At 47.6% G+C, this 20,344-nt stretch carries 15 protein-coding genes; 13 read left to right on the top strand and 2 right to left on the bottom strand.

The genetic code is table 11. The features are described from left to right. Positions 1 to 2 precede the first annotated feature (2 nt). The 13 genes from HNP82_RS15235 to HNP82_RS15175 all read left to right on the top strand — a co-directional run bounded on the left by HNP82_RS15235 (position 3) and on the right by HNP82_RS15175 (position 15,149). Complete coding sequence (locus HNP82_RS15235; protein WP_183776122.1) at positions 3 to 1,094, top strand: pyridoxal phosphate-dependent aminotransferase; 1,092 nt, start codon at positions 3 to 5, stop codon at positions 1,092 to 1,094. Beyond that, entirely contained in the window at positions 1,091 to 1,846 is a 756-nt protein-coding gene (locus HNP82_RS15230; protein ID WP_183776120.1) for an exodeoxyribonuclease III, read from the top strand. The genes HNP82_RS15235 and HNP82_RS15230 overlap by 4 nt, the downstream gene beginning before the upstream one ends. 13 nt (positions 1,847 to 1,859) lie before the next feature. Then, on the top strand, positions 1,860 to 3,362 hold the full coding sequence (locus HNP82_RS15225; RefSeq protein ID WP_183776118.1) for a cobyric acid synthase: 1,503 nt from the start codon (positions 1,860 to 1,862) through the stop codon (positions 3,360 to 3,362). Further along, on the top strand, positions 3,355 to 3,882 hold the full coding sequence (locus HNP82_RS15220; protein WP_183776116.1) for a cob(I)yrinic acid a,c-diamide adenosyltransferase: 528 nt from the start codon (positions 3,355 to 3,357) through the stop codon (positions 3,880 to 3,882). Before HNP82_RS15225 ends, HNP82_RS15220 begins: the two co-directional genes overlap by 8 nt. A gap of 14 nt (positions 3,883 to 3,896) precedes the next feature. Next, positions 3,897 to 4,541, top strand: a complete 645-nt coding sequence (locus HNP82_RS15215; RefSeq protein ID WP_183776114.1) for a precorrin-8X methylmutase — start codon at positions 3,897 to 3,899, stop codon at positions 4,539 to 4,541. A gap of 63 nt (positions 4,542 to 4,604) precedes the next feature. Continuing rightward, a complete protein-coding gene (locus HNP82_RS15210) occupies positions 4,605 to 5,711 on the top strand; it encodes a CobW family GTP-binding protein (protein ID WP_183776112.1) in 1,107 nt (368 codons plus the stop codon). 44 nt (positions 5,712 to 5,755) lie between these two features. After that, complete coding sequence (locus HNP82_RS15205) at positions 5,756 to 6,697, top strand: TIGR03943 family putative permease subunit (RefSeq protein WP_183776110.1); 942 nt, start codon at positions 5,756 to 5,758, stop codon at positions 6,695 to 6,697. Continuing rightward, a complete protein-coding gene (locus tag HNP82_RS15200; RefSeq protein ID WP_183776108.1) occupies positions 6,681 to 7,016 on the top strand; it encodes a DegV family protein in 336 nt (111 codons plus the stop codon). The genes HNP82_RS15205 and HNP82_RS15200 overlap by 17 nt, the downstream gene beginning before the upstream one ends. A gap of 87 nt (positions 7,017 to 7,103) precedes the next feature. Further along, complete coding sequence (locus HNP82_RS15195; protein ID WP_207720644.1) at positions 7,104 to 8,693, top strand: catalase; 1,590 nt, start codon at positions 7,104 to 7,106, stop codon at positions 8,691 to 8,693. 115 nt (positions 8,694 to 8,808) lie between these two features. Further along, positions 8,809 to 9,708 (top strand): LysR family transcriptional regulator, encoded by a 900-nt coding sequence (locus HNP82_RS15190; protein ID WP_183776104.1) that lies wholly within the window; start codon positions 8,809 to 8,811, stop codon positions 9,706 to 9,708. A gap of 293 nt (positions 9,709 to 10,001) precedes the next feature. Next, the gene (locus HNP82_RS15185; RefSeq protein ID WP_183776103.1) at positions 10,002 to 11,456 is read left to right on the top strand and encodes an FAD-dependent oxidoreductase; all 1,455 of its coding nucleotides are present in this window, start codon (positions 10,002 to 10,004) and stop codon (positions 11,454 to 11,456) included. Positions 11,457 to 11,829: 373 nt separating this feature from the next. Further along, the gene (locus HNP82_RS15180) at positions 11,830 to 13,938 is read left to right on the top strand and encodes an FAD-dependent oxidoreductase (RefSeq protein ID WP_207720643.1); all 2,109 of its coding nucleotides are present in this window, start codon (positions 11,830 to 11,832) and stop codon (positions 13,936 to 13,938) included. Between the two features lie 23 nt (positions 13,939 to 13,961). Beyond that, positions 13,962 to 15,149 (top strand): NADH-ubiquinone oxidoreductase-F iron-sulfur binding region domain-containing protein, encoded by a 1,188-nt coding sequence (locus tag HNP82_RS15175; RefSeq protein WP_183776101.1) that lies wholly within the window; start codon positions 13,962 to 13,964, stop codon positions 15,147 to 15,149. Positions 15,150 to 15,248: 99 nt separating this feature from the next. Here the strand turns inward: HNP82_RS15175 and HNP82_RS15170 are convergent, their stop codons facing one another. Continuing rightward, the gene (locus tag HNP82_RS15170) at positions 15,249 to 17,756 is read right to left on the bottom strand and encodes a GH39 family glycosyl hydrolase (protein WP_183776099.1); all 2,508 of its coding nucleotides are present in this window, start codon (positions 17,754 to 17,756) and stop codon (positions 15,249 to 15,251) included. Positions 17,757 to 17,770: 14 nt separating this feature from the next. Then, positions 17,771 to 20,215 (bottom strand): GH39 family glycosyl hydrolase, encoded by a 2,445-nt coding sequence (locus HNP82_RS15165; RefSeq protein WP_183776097.1) that lies wholly within the window; start codon positions 20,213 to 20,215, stop codon positions 17,771 to 17,773. Between the last annotated feature and the right edge of the window lie 129 nt (positions 20,216 to 20,344).

Raw genomic sequence — 20,344 nt, 5'->3', positions numbered from 1 at the left:
AAATGACCCACGGAGGAGATCTTTACGCTATTTTTGAAAAATATCCGGAAATGAAAGGCAGACTGACAGATTTCAGCGCTAATATAAGTCCCCTGGGTATGCCGGAGGGGGTGCGCCAGGCGGTAATCGCCAGTGTGGATCAGGCCATCTGTTATCCGGATCCGGAGTGCCGTCAGTTAAAGGTGGCCATCGCCGGATATATCCGGGAATATTACGGCGTCAATGTGGGGCCGGGGATGATCCTTTGCGGCAACGGGGCCGCGGATGTGATCTTTCGTCTTGTGGCCGCCATAAAACCCCGCCGTGCCCTGGTCTGCTGTCCAACTTTCGGGGAGTATGAGGAGGCGCTAAGACCAGTGGGCTGCCAGTTGGAATTTTACAGATGTGATCATACTCTGTCTGTCAGGGAGGATATTCTCGGCCACATCCATTCCGGGCTGGATATGATGTTTCTTTGTAATCCCAATAATCCCACCGGCCTTCTTACAGATCCGGGGGTTATAGGAAAGATTGTTAAAAAGACCAGGGAGACAGGGACGATTTTGGCGGCCGACGAATGTTTTCTTGATTTTTGTCCCGGTGAAAAAGATTTCAGCCTTATCCCCCTGTTGTCACAAAATCAACACATCCTTGTATTAAAATCATTTACGAAAATGTATGGTATGGCCGGGCTGCGTTTAGGCTATGGCCTTGGCGGCGATGAGGGCCTTATAGGCCGGGCAGGGAAAGCAGGACCTGCCTGGCCGGTGAACACACTGGCCGCCGCAGCGGGAATCGCGGCTTTAAAGCTGAGGGATCATCCAGGAAAGGTGAGAGAGTATGTTCAGAAAGAGCGCCAATATCTGTGCGGCGCCCTGAAAGAAAGAAAGATCACTTTCTGGGACAGCGCGGCCAACTATATTCTTTTTCAAGTGAAAGAGCCCAAAGATCTCTATGACCGTTTTCTTAAAGAGGGTATCGTGATCCGCAGGTGTTTTAATTACCGGGGGCTGGACCACAGCTTTTACCGGGCGGCAGTGAACCGCCATGAAGATAATGAAAAGTTTGTCCATGCATTGGATAATGTGACCAAAATGAGAGGTGTTACCGAATGAAATTAATATCATGGAATGTTAACGGCTTTAGAGCCATTGTTGGAAAAGGATTTTCTGAAATATTTAAAGAGCTGGACGCGGATATTTTCTGTATACAGGAGACAAAATTAGTGGCTGGTCAGATCGAGATTGATTTTCCGGGATATGAGCAGTACTGGAATTACGCTGTCCGCAAAGGCTATTCCGGCACGGCGGTGTTTACCCGCCGCCGCCCGTTAAAGGTCAGCTACGGCATGGGGATTGACGCCCACGACCAGGAAGGAAGGCTGATCACTTTGGAATTTGAAAATTTTATTCTTGTCAATGTTTATACTCCAAACGCTCAGGATCAGCTTGCACGCATTGATTACCGGATGCAGTGGGAAGATGATTTTCACGCTTACCTTAAAAAGCTGGAAGAAAACAAGCCTGTGATTCTTTGTGGAGACCTGAATGTGGCAAAGGAAGAAATCGACCTGAAGAATCCAAAAACCAACCGGGGCAACGCAGGCTTTTCCGATCAGGAGAGGGGAAAAATCAGAGATCTTTTAGATGATGGATTCATTGATACTTTCCGCTTTTTCCATCCGGACAAAACAGGGGCTTATTCCTGGTGGTCTTACCGTTTTAACGCCCGGAAAAATAACGCGGGATGGCGCATCGACTATTTCCTTGTGTCTGAAAGTCTCAGACCGAGGCTTTTAAACAGCGAAATTTTAAGCTATATTTATGGCTCAGACCACTGCCCTGTAGAGCTGGGGATCGACCTGTAAAGGAGGGGAGAGTGTGGCTAAAGCGATCATGATTCAGGGGACTATGTCCAATTCAGGCAAAAGTTTTATTACCGCCGGACTTTGCCGGATTTTTGCCCAGGATGGGTATAAAGTGGCCCCTTTTAAATCCCAGAATATGGCCCTCAACTCCTACATTACAAAGGAGGGACTGGAAATTGGCCGGGCACAGGCTATGCAGGCCCAGGCATGCGGCATTGAACCGGTCAGCGACATGAATCCCATTTTGTTAAAGCCTACAAGCCAGACCGGCTCCCAGGTTATCGTCCACGGGGAAGTGATGGGGAATATGAAAGCAACGGATTATTACGCAAACAAAAAGGCGCTGATCCCCGAAGTGATGGCCTCCTATCGCCGGCTTTTTGCGGACTATGATATTATTGTCATAGAGGGGGCGGGAAGCCCGGCGGAGATTAATCTCAAAGATGACGATATTGTCAACATGGGTATGGCAAAAATGGCCAAAGCCCCGGTACTTTTAGTGGGAGATATTGACCGGGGCGGCGTTTTTGCTGCCCTCTATGGGACAGTCATGCTTTTAGATGAAGATGAGCGTGACCTTATTAAAGGGATGATCATTAATAAATTCCGGGGCGATGTGGATATTTTGCGGCCCGGATTAAAACAAATCGAGGATAAGGTACACAAGCCGGTGATCGGCGTGGTGCCTATGGAGCATATTGATATTGACGATGAGGACAGTCTTTCAGAGCGTTTAGAACAGACCGGTATCGGCCAGGGGCTGGATGTGGCGGTGATCCGCCTTCCCCACATTTCAAACTTTACAGATTTTTCCGTGTTTGAGCGGATGAAGGGCGTGTCTTTGCGCTATGTGACTTATCAGAGTCAGCTTAAAACTCCCGATCTTATTTTTATCCCCGGTACAAAAAACACTATGGGGGATCTGGCATGGCTGAGACAGAGCGGCCTGGAGGGAGCTATTTTGCGCTGTCACGAGGCGGGTACCCCTGTGGTGGGGATCTGCGGCGGTTTTCAGATGCTTGGGCAGGAGCTGAGCGATCCTTTTGGCGTGGAAAACGGCGGCTGTATGCGGGGCATGGGCCTTTTAAACACAAAAACAGTGTTTGAAAAGGTAAAGACCCGGACAAGGATTAAGGGGCGTATCGTCCGGTCAGAAGGGATTTTTTCGGAACTGTCGGGCCTTGCTGTGGAAGGTTATGAGATTCATATGGGGATCACTAAAAACCTTGGCGGCTGTCAGCCCATGATTTTTCTGGAAGACGGCCGCACCGACGGACTGGCCCGGGAGGATTTTTCCGTCTTTGGTTCCTATCTCCATGGTCTGTTTGATGATCCAGCGATTGCAGGGGCACTTACCCGGCGCCTGATGGAGGCCAAAGGGATCGCCGCCGGAGTGCTTGTGGATGAAGAGACATATAAAAACCAGCAGTATGACCGGCTGGCGGATCTTCTTCGCAAGTCACTGGATATGGAAAAAGTTTATGAGATTCTTGAAAAGGGCGTTGGCGATGAATAAAGGATGCGTACACATTTATTATGGCAATGGCAAAGGTAAAACTACATGCGGCGTGGGATTGTGCGTCCGCGCCGCAGGGGCCGGATGGAAAGTGCTTGTTTATCAGTTTTTAAAAGACAGCACGTCCAGTGAGCGGAAGATATTAAAGCAGCTTCCTCAAGTCACTCTGCTGGAAGGTATGGAGAAAGTGAAATTTACTTTTAATATGACACCGGAGGAACTGGATCAGGCCAGAATTTATTATACACAGGCTTTTAAGAAGATTGTGAAAATGACCTGTGAAGGCGGCTATCAGATGGTGTTTTTAGACGAACTTCTCCATATGATCCGCCTTGAGCTTATTGAGGAAAAGCTGGTCACAGACTTTCTTGAACGCCGTCCGGACGGGGTGGAAGTTATTATGACCGGGTATGATCCTTCGCCCAGGCTCCTTGAAATGGCCGATTATGTGTCAAAGATTACCAAAGAGAAGCATCCTTTTGACAGCAAACTGCCGGCCCGCAGGGGGATTGAGTTTTAAAAGGGAGTTTATTTATGCTGGAAGAGATTAAATATGTAAAGCCCGATGAAATCGAGGCCAGAAGCATGTCCATTATTACCGGAGAGCTTGAAAATATGGGACTTATGGATGATTCCTGGACAGAGGAGGAATTTCTTGTTGTCCGAAGATGTATCCATACCTCCGCAGATTTTGATTACGCCAAAAATCTTTATTTTTCAGAAGATGCGGTCAGGATCGCCCTGGAGGCCATTAAAGGCGGTGCCTCAGTGATCACTGACACGAAAATGGCGGCGGCAGGAATTAACAAAAAGCGGCTTGGCGCCTTTGGCGGCCAGGTGTGTTCTTTTATGGATGATCCTAAAGTGGCAGAGATAGCCAGGGAGAGGCAGATTACCCGGTCAGCGGTGTGTATGGAACAGGGGGCCAGGATTCCCGGAAGAAAGATTTTTGCTGTCGGTAATGCCCCCACAGCCCTGATCCGTCTTTACGAACTGATCAAAGAGGGAGATGTCCGCCCGGATCTGATTATTGGCGTTCCCGTAGGTTTTGTAAATGTAGTAGAATCCAAAGAGCTGATCTGCTCCTGCGGCGTACCCTGTATTGTGGCCAGGGGACGAAAAGGGGGAAGCAATATCGCGGCGGCCATTTGCAATGCATTGATTTATCAGTGCAAATAGATTATAATAATATGTTATGGCACCAGAGTTAAAAGGTCATAAATCGAAGGAAGGAAGATAAAAATGGCAAAGATTGATATTATATCCGGTTTCCTTGGAGCCGGAAAGACAACACTTATTAAGAAGCTCCTCAAAGAGGCTTTGCCGGGGGAACAGGTGGTTCTCATTGAAAATGAGTTTGGTGAGATCGGCATTGACGGCGGATTTTTAAAGGAAGCGGGCATACAGATCACAGAGATGAACTCCGGATGTATCTGCTGTTCCCTTGTGGGAGATTTTGGGACAGCTTTAAGAGAGGTTGTGGACAAATATCATCCTGACCGTATTCTCATTGAACCCTCCGGTGTGGGAAAACTGTCCGATGTAATCAAGGCGGTTCAGAATGTGGCCGATGAGGCAGGTCTTGAGATGAACAGTTTTACCGCTGTGGTGGACGCGAAAAAATGCCGGGTATTTATGAAAAACTTCGGAGAATTTTTCGTAAACCAGATCGAGTACGCAAAGACGATTATTTTAAGCCGCACACAGAATGTGACCCAGGAAAAACTGGAAGAGTGTGTGGATCTCATCCGCCAGCACAACGATAAGGCTGCCCTGATCACCACACCCTGGGATGACCTTGACGGGAAGCAGATCTTAGACGCTATGGAGCAGAAGCATTCCCTGGAGGAAGAACTTTTAGAAGCTGCAAGAGTGTGCCCGGACTGCGGTCATGTCCATGAACATGGAGAACATTGCGATCATGATCATCACGACCATGACCACGACCACCATGATCACAAACATCACGACCATGACCACGACCACCACGACCACCATGATCACGAACATCACGACCATGATCATCACGACCATGATCATCACCACCACGGTCATGAAGGCCATCACCACGCCGATGAGGTGTTCACAAGCTGGGGGGTACAGACGCCTCACCGCTATACAAAAGATGAGATGGAGAGTATTCTCAGAGAACTGTCTGAGTCAGAAAATTACGGAACCGTACTCCGGGCCAAAGGCATGGTTTACGGGGAAGGCAATTCCTGGATTTATTTTGATCTTGTTCCAGGGGAATATGAGATCAGAGACGGAGCGCCGGAATATACGGGACAGATCTGCGTCATCGGGTCAAAGATACGGGAGGAAGCTTTAAAAGAACTGTTCCATGTCTGATGAGATGAGTGGCGATAAAAGTAAGATAAAGGATGTGTAGCAATATGAAAATGCCTGTTTTTGTTGTCACCGGGTTTCTTGATGCGGGGAAAACAACCTTCCTCTCCCAGATCCTTGAGGAAGAAGGATTTTCCGAGGAAGATAAAACATTGATTATCATGTGTGAGGAAGGCGAGGCCGAGTATGATGAGCGGGCTCTAGCCGAGATGAACATTGATGTTGTTTCTGTAGATTCCCAGGAAGAATTTACTTCGGATTTTCTTAAAGAATGTGCCCGCAAGTATGCGCCGGAGTGTATTTTTATTGAATATAACGGTATGTGGAAAGCCGATGACCTGTTTAACATGGAGCTGCCCCAGGGGTGGTTCTTTAATCAGGTAGTCACCTGCGTGGACGGTTCCACATTTGATATGTATATCAACAATATGCGTTCGCTGATGATGGACATTTTTTCAAGATCCGAGCTGGTAATCTTTAACCGGTGCGACCCCAGTATGCCATTAAACAGTTACCGCCGCAGCATTAAGGCGGTAAACCGGCGGGCCCAGGTGATCTTTGAAAATGAAAATGGGGAGATGATCCCCCTGACTGTGGATGAGATGCCCTTTGACGTCAACGCAGATGTGATCAGGATTGATGACGAGGATTATGGCCTGTGGTATATTGACGCTCTCGATCATAAAGAGAAATATGACGGCAAAGTTGTGGAGTTTAAGGGAAAGATCTATAAGAGCCAGGATCTGCCTGATGGATATTTCGTTCCGGGGCGCCATGCCATGACCTGTTGCGCTGATGATATCCGTTTTATCGGTTTTGTGTGCCGGACAACCCATGAGGCGGCTCTGAAAAATAATCACTGGGTGGATGTGACGGCCAAAGTGCGCTATGAATACTTTCCGGCATATCACGGAGAGGGACCGGTACTGTATTTAAAGCACGCGGTGTCCGCGCCAAAGCCGGAAGAAGAACTTGTCTATTTTAATTAAAGCAGGGAGAAATAAAGAATGGGGGATTTACCCGGAAGGCCTGACCCGCAGTCGGAAAAAAGCCTTTGACCGGATCATTGATCTGGCCCGGAACTTTTTCAGAGATTCCGGAGAGCGGGCTGATGAATATCAGTTTGCCTCCGGCTATGGCTACGATTACGACGAGTGTGTGTCCTTTAAAAATCAGCTTGTGGCCTCCATGCAGTCCTACTGCTGCATTACAGATATGGAGATCTACCAGATCGGCGCCACCATCGGCGTCCATACCGGTCCACACCCGTTAGGTATGGGATTTTTAAAACATTTTGAATATGTCTGACAAACTGTAACTGTTACTCTTTAGAACAAAAAACTCTTTTTGCGCATATAGTATCCCAGGATCTTTATGTATAAAAGGAGTTTTTTTGTGGGAAAATGTGAAAAACTGACTACAGGTTTTGGGGCGCCGGTCTATAATACGGCCAACTCACTTACTGTCGGTCCAAACGGCCCCATGCTTTTTGAAGATGTGGATTTTGTGGAAAAAATGGCCCATTTTGACCGGGAGAGGATTCCGGAGCGGGTGGTTCACGCCAAGGGCTGCGGCGCTTTCGGTGTCTTTCACCTGTATCAGTCTATGGAGGCATATACATGCGCGGATTTTCTCAAAAATCCGGCTCAGAGGACAAAAATACTCATCCGTTTTTCAACGGTAATCGGCAACCGGGGGTCAGCGGACACGGTCCGGGATCCTAGAGGCTTTGCAGTCCGTTTTTATACCTGTGAAGGCAACTATGATGTTGTGGGCCTGAGTTTCCCTGTATTTTTTATTCGGGACGCCATGAGTTTTCCCGATTTTATCCATTCCCAAAAACCTTCGCCAAAGTCAAACCTCCCCGACCCGCAGCGGGTGTGGGATTTTTACTCCCTCATGCCTGAATGCGCTCATCAGCTCACATGGCTGTACAGTGACCGGGGAATTGTTAAAAATTTCAGAAAGATGGACGGATTTGGTGTCAACACTTTTGTGTGGCGCAATAAAGAAGGAAAACGGCATTTTGTTAAATATCACTTTCTATGTCAGGATGAGAAAGAGGTGGTGGACCGGTTTGAGGCGTCCCGGCTGGCCGGGGAGGATCCGGATATTGCCGCCAGGACACTGTGGAAAGACATAGAGGAGGGACGCCCTGTAAAATATGAGTTCTGTGTGCAGATCATGGATCCGGATGAGGCGGCCGCCCTTGACTTTGATCCTTTAGATGATACAAAGACATGGCCCGAAGACCGGTTCCCGCTTATAAAGGTGGGGATGCTCATCCTCAATAAAAATCCGGAAAACTTTTTCGCACAGATCGAGCAGGCGGCCTTTGCCCCGGCCAACATTGTGCCGGGTATTGAGTTCTCCGCAGATAAAATGCTCCAGGGACGTATCTTCTCCTACCGGGATACCCAGAGGTACCGGGTGGGGACCAACTATGCCCAGCTCCCGGTGAACCGTCCCATCGTGCCGGTGAACAACAACATGAGCGACGGGTCAATGAACTGTTTTGTCCCAACAGGGGATGTCAATTATAAACCCAACTCTCTGGATAACAATTGTCCACGGGAGGCCGTGCCGCTTATGGGACACGGGCCGTGCTATACAGGATACGCGGTTCGCAGCCCTATTGAAAAGACCGATGATTTTTCCCAGGCTACAGCCCGGTATATGTCTTTAGGAAAAGAGGAACAGGACCGGATGGCTGAGGCCATGGCCAACGATCTGTCAAAGGTGTGCCGGCCGGTGCTTATGCGCTCCTTGGAATTGCTGGAAAATATCAGCCATGAGCTGTGTATGGCTGTAAAAAAATATCTCCAAAACGGGATGCAGGAAAGTAGTGTAAATGCGGCGGCGCCTTTAGAGCAGGCGTCGGCTGCCCCTTCCACATCCCCTCAACTATCCCGGCAGCCGGCCCGGCGCCGCCAGTGTCCCGGAATGACGCGGGAGCGGTATATGAGAGAGTTTAAAGGCAGATAATTTGTCGTTTACTATAAAAGGCAGGGTAGCGGCCCTGCCTTTTTGACCAATTAAAAGTTGCCAGGTTTTCCCAAACATGTTACCATAGATTATAGTGAAAGCGGGGTGAAGGACGTTGTACAAAATCAATCTGCAGCAGATTGAATACTTTCTGGCAGTGGCGGAAAAGCTGAACTTTACAGAAGCCGCCCGGTCCCTTTATATTTCCCAGCCATCTTTAAGCAAGCAGATCAGTCTTCTGGAGGAGGAGCTTGGATTTCAGCTTTTTATCAGGAATAAACGCATGGTCCGTCTGACGCCTGCGGGGGAGGTACTGAACCGGCGCTGGCGCAAGTGGATCACCGAGCTGGAAATTTCTGTAGAAGAGGCCGTGAAAGCCAACGCCTCCTATGAGGGAGAGATCAAAGTGGGAATGATCAATACGATGGCGGTACAAAAGTATATTGAGCCGGTGTTTGCCCGTTTCTCTGAAAAATACCCTCAGACCATGCTTTCTTTTGAAAGTTACAGCTTTAAAGAATTAAGAGAGAAGCTTCTGAATGGGGAACTGGATATTATTTTTACCTTTTATTTTGACTTTGATTTTCAGCTTAATGACGATATTGACTGGAAATGTGTGGAGGAGATGCGTCTGTGCCTTGTTGTGCCAAGATCCAATCCTCTCGCCCAGAGAGATGATCTGACTCTGGCTGACGTGAAAAATGAGCCTTTTATACTGATCTCCCCAACAGACTCCCCAAGCGGCGTCAACCGCATTGTCGATTTGTGCCGAACCTACGGTTTTCAGCCTAATGTGAAAAAATACGTGCCTAATATCAGTTCTTTGGCCTTCTCCATCGCCAACGGCAACGGCATTGCCATCCACAGCGATAAAGATCTTTTTGAAAATGACGACCGCCTCAGGTTTTATCCCATTCCGGACCGCACCCATGATTCGGATCTTATCGCGGTGTGGCGGCGCAAAAATTCTTCCCCCGGACTTAGGGCGATTATCCAGGAGATTGATTACAATTGAGAATTACAGTTATGAAAAAAATCTATTTGCCTTATGCATTATAAACAAGTATAATGGATTTAGACCGTTATTTATTATAGTAAACGACAAATATATTTGTCATTTACTATAAACCCTCCGGGGAATGCGCACGATTTTTGAGGGGAAAGATCTGCGCTTTTCGCAGCAAAAATCGGCGCTGGAAACATCATAATAAAATTTATTATGACGTTTCCTATAGATAAATTGTCACAGTCGATGGATGTAATATAAACAAAGTGTGATGTGAAAATGACAAAGTGGAGGTATGACACATGAAGACAATGGAAACAGAGATTGTTGTTGTCGCTGCCGGTCCCGCGGGCCTGAGCGCGGCTGTCCAGGCTGCGGAAGATGGGGCGAAAGTTATCGTTCTTGAGAAATCCCCTGTTCCCGGAGGCGCCGCCAATATGGGTATGGGGCCTTTAGGCATCGGCACAAAGTATCAGAAAAATCAGATGGTAGATATCAGCGTTGAGAAGGCGTTCCATATGTTTATGGAGTACACCCATTATCAGGCGGACGCCCGCCTGGTGCGCCGCTATTTTGAAATGTCCGGCGAGACTATAGAGTGGCTGGAAGACATGGGTGTGCGCTTCGCCGGCGCGTTCCGCTATTTTCCAAAATCCGAGCAGACATGGCATATCTGCATGACAGACCACGGCATTGGCCGGGGCGCCGCTTCCTATATGGTGAAAGCTCTCATGAACCGTGCCTCTGAGCTTGGAGTGGAAGTACTTCTTGAGACACCGGGCACAGGGCTTGTCATGGAGGACGGAAAGCTGGCGGCAGTTATGGCCAAAGATAAAGGCGGTGAGGAGATCCGTATTAACTGTAAAGCAGTCATTGTAGCTACAGGCGGCGCCGGGGACAACCCACAGGTGATCAAGGCGGAGACCGGCTTTGAATACGGTGTGAATATGTTTAACTTCGCCATCCCCGGACTTAAAGGTGACGGTATCCGTATGCTCCGCGAGGTTGGCGGCGCTCCCACACAGATGCGCATGGAGATGATCAGCTTTATGCCTCAGGCCAATGAACTGGATCCATCGGTGCCATGTATTTTTAACCAGCCAAACCTTATGGTGAACCGTCTTGGCAAGCGTTTCATGAACGAGGAAGAGATGCAAAACACCACCTTTACAGGCAATGCCATCTCCAAACAGAAAGATATGATGGGCTTTGTTATTTTTGACTCTGCCACATTAAAAGGCTATAAGAAAAACGGCCCGGATGTGATCAGCTTTGTACATAATCCGGATAATCTGGATCATTTTGATGAGGTTGTGGAACACGCTGTGGCTAACAACAACACAGACGTTTTCTACGCGGATACCCTGGAAGAGATCGCCCAGTGGTGCGGAATGGAGGATGTGGATACATTCCTGGATACTGTGGATGAATACAATGATATGTGTGATACAGCGGACACTGAATTTTTCAAACCCCGCGAATTTATGAAACCTATTGTGAAAGCTCCTTTCTATGTAGGACGCATCCGTCCGGGCGCATACGGCACATTAGGCGGCGTTAAGATGAATGAGAACTGTGAAGTCCTTGACAAAGACTGGCACAAGATCCCCGGCGTTTATGTGGCAGGAACAGATGCCTGCAACATTTACGATGACAGCTATATGTTCCTTCTTCCGGGAAATACTATGGGTTTTGCCATTAATACCGGACGTATCGCGGCCATGAGTGCGGCGGAGTATGTCCAGGATATGGAGTAGGCCAGAGGAAAAATATACCTGACCTTTTGAACCCTTGTCTCATCATATTGTACAAAATCGTAACAGTTCAGCCCGCGCCATTCGCAAAGCCGCGCTAACGCGCTGACCCGCGGCTTACGCCGCTCCTTTGCTCATGATCCGGCGCTCGGCTCATCAGGAATGGGGCGGGCTGATTTTTATGCAAGCATAAATCATCCCGTCCATACCTGATGGCTGAACTGTTGTACAAAATCTGGGTTTATGTTTTGTTTTTCATTGTGGAGTTGCACCCGGGAAAATAATCGGGTATAATAAATACAGCTTATTTAATAATGGGCTTTTCACGAATGTTTCGTTGGTGGAAAGCCCTTATTAGTACGAAGGAGTGAATACATTGGACAAAATCAAATTTACCATTGACCAGCACGAAGTATATGCCAAGCCTGGTCAGACCATTCTTGAAGCTGCGCTGGATGCCGGGATCTATATTCCTCACATCTGCAGCCACGATAATCTTCACCCGTCAGGCTCCTGCCGCCTGTGCGCCGTTGAGATTGAAGGCCGTGAAGGCGTTATCGCTTCATGTACCACAAAAGCTGAGGAGGGCATGAAGGTTACGATTCACGGAGAAAAAGCGGATAAGGTGCGTAAGCTGTCTCTTGAGCTTATGTTTACACCCCATCCGGAGGAATGCGTAGGCTGTCCTAAATATCTTAAATGTCAGCTTCAGGCACTTTCTCAGTATGTAGGTATTTCCGGCAGCGGCGTGCGTCACCGCGCAAACAATGTTGCTGCTGATAACCGGAATAAGCTTATGCTCCATGAGATGTACCGCTGCGTTCTGTGCGGACGCTGTGTCCGTGTCTGCGAGGAAGTTCGCGGTGTGGGCGCCCTTGTATTTAAGAAAGTCAACGGCCAGCTTCGCGTTGTGATCAACGGCGATTCTATGGAAAATTCCGACTGCCGTTTCTGCGGCGCATGTGTAGAGGTATGTCCTACAGGTTCCATCCGGGATCAGATCGGTGTGTTTAATACAGATCTGCCCCGCCAGGAATCCCTCATTCCATGTCAGGTGGGCTGTCCTGCGCATATTAACGTTCCCAAATATATCCGTTTCCTCAAAGAAGGAAATTACTCCGCCGCAGCGGAAGTTGTCCGCGAGAAAGCGCCTCTTCCAAAGATCCTTGGCTATATCTGCAGCCATTTTTGTGAGCTTGAATGTAAACGCCGTTTCTTAAATGAATCCGTTTCCATCCGTAATATTAAGCGCTATGCCTGCGAACATGCCGATGACGAGTGGAAGAAGAAAGGCTTTATGAAGCCTGCCACCGGCAAGAAAGTCGCTGTTGTAGGCGCGGGCCCTGCCGGACTTACAGCCGCGTATTATCTTAAAAAGCTGGGCCATGACGTTACTGTATTCGAGGAGAAAAAATTTGCCGGCGGAACCCCCCGCTTTGGTATTCCTGAGTACCGTCTGCCCCGTGATGTTATTGAAGAAGAAGTCAATAATATCCGTGAGATTGGCGTAAACATTGAGTTAAATCATAAAGTGGATTCTGTGGATTCCCTGAAAGCCCAGGGCTTTGATGCAGTATTTGTGGGCGTGGGAACACATAAAGGCACACGTCTTCCGATCGAGGGCAACGATCTTGAAGATGTTCTTGTGAATGTAGAATTTCTTGAGAAAGCTTCACTCCATGAGGAGATCAAGCTGGGACGCCGCGTAGTAGTTCTTGGCGGCGGCAACGTGGCCTGCGACTGCGCCGGCGTGGCAAGACGGCTTGGTGCGGAAGAGGTACATATGGCCTGCCTTGAGAGCCGTGAGACTATGCCTGCGGCTAAAGACGAGCTGGCTGAGGTTGAAAAAGACGGTGTGCATGTACATCCGGCACAGACATTCAACCGCATTCTCTCTGAAAATGGCAAAGTGTCCGGCGTGGAATTTTCCAATGTGAAGTCCTTTACATTTGATGAAAACCGCCGTGCTATCATTGAGAAAGAAGAAAATTCCGAGCATGTGATCAATTGCGATACAGTTATTTTTGCCACAGGCCAGAGTCCTGCCCTTGACGGTTCCTTCGGTGTAGAACTTGGCAGAGGCAACCGCATTGTTGTGGATGAGAACTATATGACAAGCAGCGAGGGCGTATTTGCCGCCGGCGACGTTGTTACCGGTACTGCCTCTGTGATCGGGGCTATCGCTGAGACACGGAAAGCTGTCAGTGCTATGGATAAATATCTTGGCGGCGACGGCAATATTGAAGAGAAACTTGCTCCGGATCAGGACGCAAATCCGTGGATTGGAACGATTAAAGACTTTGCTTACATTGAGCGCCAGAAAGACGATTTCATTGACGATGACAAGCGTTGTCCGGGATTCGCCTTAAATGACCTTGGCTTAAATGAAGAAACCGCCCATTGTGAAGCAACACGTTGTCTCCAGTGCGACCTGCGCCTGCAGCTTGCTCCGCAGAAATTCTGGAGTGATTATCCAATCAACTGATTCGGGAAAGGATGGAAACTGGAATGGATAAAGCAAAACAGACGATTTTCATATGTTCAGCAGCCGGTGATGACCGCCGTGCCCAGATCAACCGCGAGCTTGTGGAGAAAAATGCCCAGGCTCTCGTGGATGCGGTGAAGGAAGCGGGGACCGCGGCCGACGCTGATAAGATTTATATGTATATACCTGCCGCTTATGAAGCAGCAGTGGAACAGGTAAAACCTCTGGCAAAGGACGCCGGGGTGGAAGTTGTCACCGGAGACGACAGCCCGGTATGCCGGGATAAGACGGCTCTCATCAGCGTATTTAACGGAAAGATCATCCGTCCCTATTTTGAAGAAGACCAGGAAACTTTCCGCGGTTACGAGAATGTGGCAAAGATCATTGAGAACGCTGAAGATGTTTTGAGAAAAGCCCAGGGAACAGAAGATAAGAAGCTTCTCTACGTCAGCGGCGCTGTTGCTGCGCCGGCCTTTGTGGAGGCGCCCTACGGCGCCAGCCTGTCAGATATTATCGCCATGGCCGGCGGCGTTAAAGAAGGTTCCACAGTGAAGGCTGTCCTTGTGGGCGGCGAGCTTGGACGTTTTATCGCTCCGGACGCTCTGGACACCACAATTATGGAAAAAGGAAGCGATATTTTCACCGGCGGCGTGGAAGTCCTTGACCAGACTTACTGTGGGGCGGACTTTACAAAGACGCTCATGGAAAGCGCGAGGGAGGATTCCTGCGGTAAATGTCCTCTTTGCCGTGAAGGTACATATCAGTTCCACACCATCTTCAATGAGATTACAGTGGGAAAAGCCAAAGTTACTGATGTGGCTTTGCTCAAAGATCTGGCCGACACGATCGGCTGGGGAGCTTTCTGTCAGTTTGGACAGCATATGGTCAACATTGTCAAATCTGCCTTCGAAGTGATGGGCGATGAGATCGAGGGCCATATTAAACGTAAGAAATGTGAGGCCGGCGTATGCAAGAGCTTCATGACACTGGCCATCCTTCCGGATAAGTGTACCGGATGCGAGGAATGTGCCGATGTGTGCCCGGAGGACGCTATTGAAGGCAAAGCCGGTTATATTCATATGATTGATAACGATATGTGTGAAAAATGCGGTAAATGTATGGAAGTGTGCGAGGAGGACGCCATTGTTGTTGTTGGCAGCGTAAAACCGAAACTTCCAAAACGTCTGACCCGTGTGGGAAGATTCCGCTGATAAAAAGCGCGGCCTTGGGGCAGCACCAGTAAAACAGCATAAAGAACTTCTTTGATGCAAAGCCCCTCACGGTGAGTGAGGGGCTTCTTTATGGCAAAATCACTGAAGCTGGAGTGAGATGTCATAAAAGATCACCTCATGGGCACTGACTTTACAGTTTAACGTGAGGGAGCCGTCGGAGTTTTTATAAAAGATACTCTGGGAAGGAATACACGCCATGGAAAAGTATTCCTGCTCTTCCGGGGATAGATTGCTTATATTGTAGCTGAGACGCTCAAAACTGAGATTTCCTTGGAACCACATATGGGCCATTGTGTCCAGGAGGCTTCCGTGATCTCTGTCCAGAACATGGCGTTTGATTTTGTACTGTCCGGCCTCAAGATTGTAAAGCTGAAAGGTCATGTTGACCGGGGAGACAGGGTCAAAAATTGAGTAAGTATCTTGGACATTGACTTTATCTGAATGGCTGAGACAGTAATACTTGCTCACATGGGCGTAATTGAATGCAAGGATCTGATAGTGGTTTGTGGAGGACATTGTCACAATATAATTATCGCCCTCGCAGATCACAGCATTTCCAAGCTGGTTTAAAAACTCGTAGGCGAAAAAGGCGGGTTTTTTTTGTCCCTGTTCATTGAAAAGACCGATACCTCCTTTTTTGGTGGAAGAAAAATCCATATATTCTTCCGTGAGATCACTGAGAAGCCAGTAAGCCATCATATCCACGTCGTTTTTCAGCTTTAAAAAATTCCGGCATATAAAAGCGGACTGGAAGCAGGAGTCATTAATATGATTTTGCCCCGCAAGATCCGAATTGAATTCCGTCACAATAACAGGCGGGAGCTGGCGGTAAAAGCTGGACAGGCTGCTTTTAATGAAACTCAGTTTTTTTGAAAATATGTCTTTGTCTGCTGACAGGATCACATAATCATCTTTCTGTTTCAGAAGATTGGAGGCAGTGACCTTGTATGGATAAAGGTAAAGGGACAAAAAAGAAAAAGACAGTTTTTCACGGTTGACTTCCTGGATAAAATTGTGAAGGACGGGTAAGGGGGCGCTTGTGTTAAACCCCGGGCCGCCTAAGTGGAGTACCGGGAGGTGGGCGGATAGGATGGTGTGGATCTTTTTAAAGCGCTGGGCGTATTCCACGCCGCTCTCGTCGTATTCCAGATAGTCCGAATGGGCGGCCCACACCTCAAAATACCATGAGGATACAAAGCTTAGGCCGTAGCGGTTAATACAATGCCGGATAAGCATATCCAGCTTCTGAAAATGGGATGGCGGAAAAATTTTTTCTTTAAAATTGCCGGAATTAGTGAGGAATCCTGTGCGGGTTGTGGCGATGGTTGTTTTACGGGGCTTGCTGCTCAGCTCAAGAAAAGGGATTTTTCCCCGTTCAAATAAAAAGTCTAAAATCATGTCAACTAGATGGAAATTATATCCAGAAGTCTTGTCCCCTTCCACCTCTGGGAGAATATCGTCATCCAAAATTCCGATAAAACGGATGTATGTAAAATCAACAGATTTAAAAGTGCTTTCCAATTGTTCAAGAAAACTGAAGGATAGCATATTCACAGCGTATCCGGCATTAATAATCCGGGTAAATGGGTTGTTTTGCGGCACAGATTCCGTCATGTTGGCGGAGATCACATAGTGGTTTGTATCAGCCCCAGGACTTTTGTTGTCATTCTGGCTCCCCTTCAGGGACAAATCTGAGAGATAGGCTCTGACATTTTCAATATTTTGGGTGGAGATATCCTCGTCCATCGGCCCCTCATGCTGAAGCTGCTGTTTACCTGCAGACTGGCGAAATTCTTTGCGGTAGCTGCTCGGCGTTGTGTGATAAAATTCTTTAAATATTTTATTAAATGCCGTCAGATTGGGAAAACCGCAGTTAAAGGCAATCTTAGTGATGGATGTGTCCGTATACTGGATTTCTGACAGTGCATGTTCAATGCGCACCTGATTCAAATATTCGTAAAAGGTTTTATGAAAATGCTGTTTTATAAATTTTGACAGATATTGGGGAGACAAATATAAATGTTCGGCGAGGGAGGCGAGAGTAATGACCGACGGGTAATTCTCATCCACATAGCTGATGATCTCCTGAATACGGGATAAATGTTTGCTGTTCTCAGAAGTATCTGAGAGATTAATAGTGCTGGCGGTGAAATTTTTCTGGATCATTGCCAGAAGAGAAAAGATCATGGAATAGATCGTCAGCTTATTCCCCTCCGCGTTGTCAAAATAAGCGGAGACAATGGAAGCCACAAGATTACGCATGGGCTCATAGTCCTTCTGGAAAGCTTCCCTGGAGTCGCAGAAGATCTGATGATTATTTCCGATGACTTCATGGATAAAGTGCTTCTCAAAAGCCAGAGAAAGAACAAGATTTTCCTCCAGAGGACTGATAATATAACTCTTTCCGGGATTCAATATCAGAAGATCCCGCGCCTCATAATTATCTTCATAGGTTTCACTTCGGATGTGGATACTCCCGTGAAGAACCATAAAAATTTCATATTCAGATAAATTTAGGGTATATTCTTTTGAAATATTATACAGTGATATATTGTGGACAGGCGTGATCATTGTTTTTTCATTCATATAATAAAGACTCCTTAAATAATATGCTCAATAATGTAGAGGCCGACTTCCTGGGGGGCGAGGTGGCATGAAATTTCCAGAGTGCCTTCTGTTTCCTTGTAGTACATTTCCTGATGTGGCCAGGATACGGCCTGGAGATAATCAATGTCACTCCGGGACAGGTTTTCCGGGGCGCCCAGCCGTATCCATTCATTAAGGAGATTCCCGTGATCATTGTTGATCGTATAATGGCGGATACGCCAGTTCCCCGGAGGGAGTTTTTCAAGGGTAAAAATAATATCCCTGGGCTCCATTGGGAAAAAGACCGCCGTAGGATTTTTCAGGGAAGCGTAGCTTGTGTTGTTTTGACAAAAATCCTCGCGGAGGTGAGCGTAATTGTATACAAGCAGGGAAAGCTGGCCGTTGCCAAGCCTTGTCATAATATACTCCGGTCCTGAAGCGATCATTCTGTTGCCAAGTCCTGTGAGAAAACGAAAAGTATGGAAACCAGGTTTATAAATTCCATTGCGATTTACAAGTCCGTTTCCTCCGAAAAGTATCTGGTTAGAGTCCCGATATTCCAGTGAAATATCAGAGAGGAGCCAATAACCAAATCCGTGGGCCAGAGAGAAACCGTCCAGATTAAATTTGGCGATAAATGTGGCTTGATAAATGGAGTCGTTAATAAAATTCCGGGAAGATACCTCACAGCCATACTCTGTAATAATCAGGTCGGGAATCTGCGGATAGTAAGTCTGGCAGAAATCGTGAACTTTTAAAAGCCGCCGCTTATAAATTTCCGGATCGGGGGAGAGGATAGGAGTTTCAGCGCCGACGGTAGTGATCTCCTCACTGTCTTTTAAAACATACGGGTATATGTATGCGGAAATAAAGTCCGGGAGAGCGCCTGAGGCTGAAACCTCTGACATAATCTGCTCAAAGTGGGACAGGGGCGCGTATGTGTTATATCCCGGGCCGCCTACCCTGCATTGGGGGATAATCTGCTTAATAATGGTGTACACCCTGGAAAAATATTGGGCATAGACGGAAGGGGATACAAGGTCACTGTCCATATCGCTGTGTTCCGTCCAAAGTTCAAAACACCACTGTCCCACAGCCTCCATGCCATACCGGTTAATACATTGACAGAGAAAAGCCGGCAAAATTTTAAATAAATCCTCATAGTAGTCAGCAGAGTCTTCACGGACTTTAAAATCAATACGCTCCCAGGAATTGATATTGATTTTGCCCCGCTTGTTTCCAAGTTCGATAAAAGGCAGGAGCTGTATTTCTTTGAGAAAGTCCAGTACCCGGAAAATTTTGCTGAAATCGTAAAGCTGCTGTCCATCTACAGTGATGGGGGTCACAATATCAAATGGGCGCAGGATACGTCCATAGGTAAAGTGGATGGTGTTTTGAATGGAAGACAGTTGTCTGCGGTAATCTCCGTGGGAAAAACTCTGGACATAGCCAAGGTTTATAAGGTACGTCCATGGCGGAGAGAAAAACTCTCCCTGAGTAACAGTAATTTTGTAGGTTTTAGCTTCTCCCCGCTCATTGGAAACGATAGGGCTTACAGGGCGCAGGGGAACATAATTATCAATATAGTCTTTAGCCAGATTGTCCGGCTGAAACCACAATATATTGCCAAGGGTCACTTTAAATTCCGGCTTTGGGTGGATCTGGCGCCACTGGTCCGGTGTCATTTGAAAGCGTCCGGAAAAGGCTTTGATGAAGGCGTTTAAATTGGGAAAACCGGTGGCTGCGGCAATGTAAAAGGGTGTCTCATCAGAATAAAGAATATAGTCCGCCGCCTTGTTAAGGCGGATTTTGGCCAGATACTCCAAAACAGTCTCGCCAGCGGTGTTTTTAAAGAAAGTAGCGGTGTACTGGGGCGTCATATCAAATTGGGTGGCCAGATCCGAGAGTGTGATCGGTTGAGTATAGTGGGTGTGGATATATTCTTTCATCTTCGTCAGGTGGGCATACTGCCGCGGGGACAGTTGCCGGGAACGCTGAGATTGGGCTTCTTCTATATAGTAAAGACCCAGGTAGTGAAAAAAGGACAGGGCGCACGCGCCCAGGGCCAGAGGGCTTTTGTTGGATTCGTCTAAGTAGATGGAGGCTACCGCGGCCAGGTACTGAATCAGGGAGGAATCTCCCCCCGGGCGCCGGGGAATGCCATCCAGGGCGATTTTTTCATAGGCGTGATATCCAAGAAGGTTTTCGGTAAAGAGGTAATCAAAGGATACAATGAAAAAAATGGCGGAATCTTCCGTTGTCAGTTCGGCCTCACTGCCCGGAGGCAGAAAAAATACGGTTCCCCCGCTGCCTCTGAGAGCCTGTCCGTCCCTTGTCAGCGTCATTTCTCCGTCAAGTAAAGACAGAAAACTGTATGTGTTATTGTACAATTTTGCCTGTGATGTGATAATTCCGGTATAAATTTTCTCTATGGGAGCCGTTGTATGTATATTTTTCATAAAGAAAATACCTCCATCAAATATTTACTTATTATTTTAGTGGATACCTGTGCAAAAAGCAATGATAAAAATCTTAATATTTTTTACTAAATCTTAACAAAAACCCGGGAGAAGAACGTCGAAAAAAGG

Origin of the sequence: Catenibacillus scindens, assembly GCF_014202115.1 — a bacterium.
GTDB lineage: Bacteria > Bacillota > Clostridia > Lachnospirales > Lachnospiraceae > Catenibacillus > Catenibacillus scindens.
Note: the sequence above shows the minus strand (reverse complement) of the source record. Positions and strands in the feature narration are given on the sequence as shown.

What these genes read in the sequence shown, in the direction of transcription:
- HNP82_RS15235 (WP_183776122.1), top strand. Translation starts at nt 3, where the DNA reads ATGACCCACGGAGGAGATCTTTACGCTATTTTTGAAAAATATCCGGAA.
- HNP82_RS15230 (WP_183776120.1), top strand. Translation starts at nt 1,091, where the DNA reads ATGAAATTAATATCATGGAATGTTAACGGCTTTAGAGCCATTGTTGGA.
- HNP82_RS15220 (WP_183776116.1), top strand. Translation starts at nt 3,355, where the DNA reads ATGAATAAAGGATGCGTACACATTTATTATGGCAATGGCAAAGGTAAA.
- HNP82_RS15215 (WP_183776114.1), top strand. Translation starts at nt 3,897, where the DNA reads ATGCTGGAAGAGATTAAATATGTAAAGCCCGATGAAATCGAGGCCAGA.
- HNP82_RS15210 (WP_183776112.1), top strand. Translation starts at nt 4,605, where the DNA reads ATGGCAAAGATTGATATTATATCCGGTTTCCTTGGAGCCGGAAAGACA.
- HNP82_RS15205 (WP_183776110.1), top strand. Translation starts at nt 5,756, where the DNA reads ATGAAAATGCCTGTTTTTGTTGTCACCGGGTTTCTTGATGCGGGGAAA.
- HNP82_RS15185 (WP_183776103.1), top strand. Translation starts at nt 10,002, where the DNA reads ATGAAGACAATGGAAACAGAGATTGTTGTTGTCGCTGCCGGTCCCGCG.
- HNP82_RS15175 (WP_183776101.1), top strand. Translation starts at nt 13,962, where the DNA reads ATGGATAAAGCAAAACAGACGATTTTCATATGTTCAGCAGCCGGTGAT.
- HNP82_RS15170 (WP_183776099.1), bottom strand. Translation starts at nt 17,756, where the DNA reads ATGAATGAAAAAACAATGATCACGCCTGTCCACAATATATCACTGTAT.
- HNP82_RS15165 (WP_183776097.1), bottom strand. Translation starts at nt 20,215, where the DNA reads ATGAAAAATATACATACAACGGCTCCCATAGAGAAAATTTATACCGGA.